Source organism: Pedobacter sp. 01T416_2 (assembly GCF_056398925.1).
The window spans coordinates 1-4,422 of sequence record NZ_JBFTQI010000506.1 but is presented as its reverse complement, the minus strand read 5'-3'; the positions used below and the strand labels follow the sequence as shown (position 1 = coordinate 4,422).

Below are 4,422 nucleotides of genomic sequence, written 5' to 3'. Positions count from 1 at the left end.
AGCTTCTTTCATATCTTTTATAATTTGTGCATATACCTCTTTTGATGGGGTCCGCGGAATACTTACATTATTAGGATCAGTGGATGGCGTGAGTTTTAGCGGGATATCACCAAAATTTTGCACCAATAAAAAATGATACCAAGCCCTTAAAAATTTAGCTTCGCCTACAATTTCATTTAAAGTAGTTGCATCAACATTTGTAGCATTTTTTTGATTGGCAATTAGCAGGTTAGCATTTTCAATACCTTTATAACATGCTACCCAATAAGCATTTAGCTTGGGATTGGTATAGTCAATATTATTGTGGAAAGAAAAAGCATTTCCAAGCACACCACCACTATAAGCGCCTTCCTCGGTACACCCTTGAGATTGTATCCCGATAAACTCGCCATACATGGCATTAGTAGCTAACGGAGAGTAAACCGCGGCTAATGCGCTTATCAGATCGGTTTTAGATTTATAAAACTCACTTACCTGCACAAAATCAGTTGGGCTCCTGTCCAATGCTTTGCTACAAGAACCTAATACTATTGGCAATGACAGCAATAATAAAAACAATGCTCTGGTTTGGACAGTGGTATATTTAATCGACTTTTTATACCAACTACCGAAAGATATAACTAATAAACTTTTCATATCAATTTCTTTAAATATTAAAATAAAATATTTGCTCCCATGGTAAGCGTTCTTGCCCTTGGGTAACCTGAATAATCAAATCCTGGAGTTAATGCACTATTGAATGTGCTGATCTCGGGATCTGGGCCTGAGTATTTTGTCCAGGTAAAAATGTTTTGTCCAGAAACAYAGAACTTTAAGGTTTTTATACCGATCTTTTTCGATAAGTTATCAGAAAGACTGTAACCTAATTGTACGGTCTTTAATCTCAAATATGAGCCATCTTCTATGGTCCTACTCGAGTAATAACCTACAGGCCCTTGTCCACCTATCCTGAAATTTGTTGTATTTGTATTGGTAGGTGTCCATCGGTTAGTATAACTAGAAAACAAGTTTAAATATTGGTTATTACCATTGCCATTGCCATCAAACAAAATCCTGTTCGCATTCTGGATATCGTTACCGTAGCTGAATTGGAAAAATAAATTGAGATCGAAATTTTTGTATTTAAAGTTATTGCCAAATCCGCCGCTACCAACCGGTAAGCCCCTACCAATAACGGTTTGATCTGTAGCATTAATAACACCGTCGCCATTAAGATCCTTGTACTTAATATCTCCAGGCTGTATACCCGTTCTTGCAGTTCCGTTGGTTGGTACGTTATCTTTTAATATATAATGTGAACCTGAACCCGGAAGTACCGCAGAAGGATTAAAGCCCGGAAGGTAATTAAAATCGCTTGTTTGGTATAAACCATCAAAAACATAACCATACATTTGACCTAATGGCTGTCCTATTTTTGCGATATAAGACGGAGACGAAGCATATTGAAGATCAAAATAAGTAGCAGTCATCAATGCGTCCTGATTTTCTGCCAGAGCAAGTACTTTACTCTGGTTCCAGGATATATTAAAGTTAGCTGTCCAGGTAAAATCTTTGCTTTGTAGAACCGTACCATTCAAACTCAACTCTAAACCTTGATTTTGAACACTACCAACATTTTTATAAACAGTACTATAGCCTGATGTTGGCGGAAGTGCTGCGTTTAACAATAAATCATACGTTTTTTTTCTGTACACGTCAGCAGTAAAGCTAAGCCTGTTCTTAAAGAAAGAAAGATCGGTACCAATATTAACCTGTGATGTTGTTTCCCATTTTAAATTAGGATTGGCCATCGTAGTTGGTGAGGCCGAAGCGACAATTGTATTGTTAAAGACAGCCCCACTTAAATTAATTTTTACTGGTGTTAAAAAGGCATAATCGCTCAGTCTGTTATTTCCGGTTAAACCATAACTTATTCTCAGGCTTCCGTCGGAAAGAATTTTATTTCCTTTTAAAAATTGTTCGTCACTGAAACGCCATTTAAAGGCCCCTGATGGAAAATATGCCCATCTGTTCTCTGGCGTAAAGCGTGACGAGCCATCCGCGCGGTAGGTACCAGTAAAAAAGTATTTCTTTTTATAATCATAATTCACCCTCCCGGTGAACGAGTTCAAGGCCCAATCTGAATAGGAAGCTGTTACGCTTACAGGAGTGCCTTCATCTAATCCATTTACACCTAATGATGCATTGGGTAAATGATTGGCAGCCTCACCGTCGCTTGATGTACTACCCACTTGTTCTGATACAATACCGTTTACAGTAAGCGAATGCCCACCATTAAATGTTTTACTATAGGTGAGCATGTTTTCGTTCACCCATGAATTACTTGCAGTATTTATGATTGACCCGTTTGGCCCGTTCGCTGACTGCCTTGGATTACCTTGGTTAGTAAGCGTATCATTAAACGCTATAATTTTTGTGCTGTTGGTTGATATGCCCCCGGTTACACGCAGGGTAAGCGATGGTAAAATACGATATTCGGCGTAAGCATTGGCAGCCAGAATATTGGCTGAACTTGTGCGTACCATATGTTGTTGGTTGATAACCGGATTTAAGAGCAAAGGATTAGATCCGTTGACGATTAATTGTGGGTCATATATATCGTTACTCAAGTCTTCGTTCACACTTCCCGACGCGCCAATCGGCGCCACAGGCCGGGCACCCCAAATGCCAAACATGGGTGCATACGCCGAGTTTCGGTTGGTGACGCTAGTGGAACTGGGCGAGCCACCACGGGTACCAAGATTGCTATAGTTGGCGTTGATACCAACTTTAAATTTATCGTTTATATTTTGGTCCAGTACAACACGGCCCTGTTTTCTGCTATACCCTGAGTTGATCATAATTCCATCCACATCAAACAAGTTTCCTGATATTGCATATTTGGTGTCTTTATTACCTCCACTTACAGAAAGATCATAATTATGGAAAGGGGCGGTAACGAACATTTGATCTTGCAGATCAATACCTGGTATGTTCTTGTAGCTATCAAGTGTAGCATATTTCAGGTAGGTCGAATCTGCAATAGTGCCGGGCCCTCTGACACCGGTAATAGGGTTTACATATAAGTTATTACTAAGCACATCTTTTTCCTTTTGGTACACAACGTAATCATAAGGACTAAGCAAATCCATTTTTTTTAACATTTTTTGCTGACCATAACTTATACCAAAGCTAATAACCGGGAGGCCGGCTTTGCCTTTTTTTGTAGTGATGATCACAACGCCATTGGCCCCCCTGGCTCCATAAATCGCGGTAGCAGAAGCATCCTTAAGTACATCCATCGATTCAATATCACTTGGGTTTAATGATCCCAGACTAGCATCTTCAATAGGAAAACCATCAATAACATATAAAGGAGAGCTGCTTTGAGAAATCGAATTATTGCCTCGAATAACAATATTGGGTACAGAACCTGGTTGACCATCAGGAGAACTAACAGCTACACCAGCAAGTCTTCCTTGAAGTGCGTCTGCAATATTGGCAACTGGCGCTTTTAACATATCATCAATAGGGGCACTAGATAGTGAACCCGTAACATCTTTCTTTTTAACGGTACCATATCCGGTTACCACAATCGACTCTAAGCTATTAAACGAAGGTGTTAAGGTAATTTGGACTGCCCCGGTAGTAGCTTTAACTTCCTCAGTATCGAATCCTATAAAAGATATGACAAGAATCGCGCTTTCATTTTTCACATCCATTGAAAAAAATCCGGCAACATCTGCCTTGACACCATTGCTAGTTCCTTTTTCCAGAATACTAGCACCAAACAATGGTTGACCAGAGAGATCTGTTATCTTTCCCGACACATGGTGTTTCTGCCCCTTAATATTTTTCAAATTATCTGGTGCGCTGTTTTCTTTAATTACAATTCTGTTATCATTAGATAATTTGAAATTAAAATTACTGCCTAAGGTCTGTTCCAATAATTTCGACACTTCGATTGCCCCCTTTTTCAATTTTACCTTTGGAATATTCGAAAACAACTCCTGTGGATAGATAAAACGATACTTAGTCTGTTTTTGGATAATATTAAAAACTTCGTCTACCGGTACAATTTTATCAGCATCAATCATCACTTTCTCTTGAGAAAATGAATTTTTAGTTGTGAAACTAAAAAGTGCTATACTTAATAAGAAAATGAATGTTCTCATAATAGTGGATAATATTCGTTTTCGAAATAACGAATGACCTTTGGTTAATTTAAATTTCATAATTTTGCATTGTGTTAGTTGAATATTTGGTTTAATTGATACACTTGTAAAGGGACGAAGTCGACGCACCGCTAAATGTTTGACTTCGTTCCCTTTTTTAGCTATTTTATTTCAAAATCATAGTTTTGCCTGTTATTTTATAATCTTTAATAATTCCATACCCTTTAATAGTTTCTAAAACTTCCTCTATCTTTTGATCTTTACCTAT

2 protein-coding genes are annotated in these 4,422 nt (G+C 38.2%); both read right to left on the bottom strand.

The genetic code is table 11. The features are described from left to right. Positions 1 to 636: RagB/SusD family nutrient uptake outer membrane protein (locus AC1DPQ_RS19085; RefSeq protein ID WP_477610547.1), on the bottom strand; the 636-nt coding region annotated here is incomplete at its 3' end. A 17-nt stretch (positions 637 to 653) separates the two neighbouring features. Next, positions 654 to 4,154 (bottom strand): SusC/RagA family TonB-linked outer membrane protein, encoded by a 3,501-nt coding sequence (locus AC1DPQ_RS19080; protein WP_477610546.1) that lies wholly within the window; start codon positions 4,152 to 4,154, stop codon positions 654 to 656. Positions 4,155 to 4,422 lie beyond the last annotated feature (268 nt).